Genomic DNA, 1,295 nt, shown 5'->3' with positions numbered 1-1,295 from the left:
GGGAGTATTCAATAAAGTGTGTCAACTTATTTTTAGTTTTCTATAAACCTTTTACCAAATTTAATAATTAATTCTTGTTTTATTCTATTCCAATTATTTGTTGGGTTTACCCACTTTTTAGTAATGTCATTTTGAGTGAGATAAATCAATTTCATCAATGCCATCTGATTGGTGAAAACACCTTTAGTTTTAGTGATCTTTCTAATTTGTCTGTTAAACCCTTCTACAATATTAGTGGTATACATTAGTTTTCTTATGTTTTTGGAGTACTCAAAGAAATGTGTTAATTCACTCCAGTTTTTTCTCCAAGACTTTACAGCTAATGGATATTTATGATTCCAATTTGTATCAAAGTCATCTAAAGCTACTTGAGCTTCTGTAAGGTTTACAGCTTTATAGATAGCTTTTAAATCCTCATTAAACTTTACTCTATCTTTTCGGGCTAAAAAACGTCTGGAGTTTCGTATTTGATGAATGATACATTTCTGAATACTTGTTTTTGGAAATACTGCTTCAATAGCCTCTGAAAAACCTTTTAGATTATCTACACAGGTAATTAAAATATCTTCAACACCTCTGTTTTGAATATCCGATAAGACTTCTAACCAAAATCCTGCTCTTTCTTCATCAGAAATATACAACCCTAAAAGTTCTTTTACTCCTTGGTTATTTAAGGCTAAAACAACGTATACTGCTTTACTTGTTACTCGATGATCTTCTCTTACCTTAAAATGGATAGCATCTAACCAAACAACAGGATAAAAAACATGTAAACGTTTGCTTTGCCATTGTTTTAATTTAGGTATGATACAATCGGTAATGGCGCTTAATTTTCCAACAGAAATATCCAAACCGTATAGTTCTAACAGATGTTCTTGAATTTGACTATAACTAGAACCTTTAGCGTATAATGATAAAATTTTGCTCTCTAAGGCTTCTCCTAAAACAGTTTCCCTCTTACCTATAAGCTTAGGTGTAAAACTACCATTCCTATCCCTTGGTGTTACAATATCAACTGCTCCGTAAGAAGTTTTAACTTTTTTCTTCCCTTTACCATTACGTCGGTTGTTTGAGGTATCATTTGCTAAATGAGAAGTAAGCTCTCCATCTAAAGCACTCTCTAAAAAATCTTTCAGTAAAGGTTGTAAAACTCCATCAACTCCACTTAATTCTTTTCCTGACTGAAGTTCTTTTATTGCTCGAGATTTAAAACTTTCGTAATCAAATTTATTGTCTTCCATATACATAAATCTATTATTTTTTATGATTTATGACACACTTTATTGAATAGTCTC

At 31.0% G+C, this 1,295-nt stretch carries 1 protein-coding gene; it reads right to left on the bottom strand.

All coding sequences use genetic code 11. The features are described 5' to 3' along the window. Positions 1-32: 32 nt before the first annotated feature. Positions 33-1,241, bottom strand: a complete 1,209-nt coding sequence (locus C7448_RS15710) for an IS256 family transposase (RefSeq protein ID WP_115902359.1) — start codon at positions 1,239-1,241, stop codon at positions 33-35. Positions 1,242-1,295 lie beyond the last annotated feature (54 nt).

The organism is Tenacibaculum gallaicum (assembly GCF_003387615.1).
Lineage (GTDB): Bacteria > Bacteroidota > Bacteroidia > Flavobacteriales > Flavobacteriaceae > Polaribacter > Polaribacter gallaicus.
Note: the sequence above shows the minus strand (reverse complement) of the source record. Positions and strands in the feature narration are given on the sequence as shown.

Coding starts and splice junctions, on each gene's coding strand:
- C7448_RS15710 (WP_115902359.1), bottom strand. CDS start 1,241: ATGGAAGACAATAAATTTGATTACGAAAGTTTTAAATCTCGAGCAATA.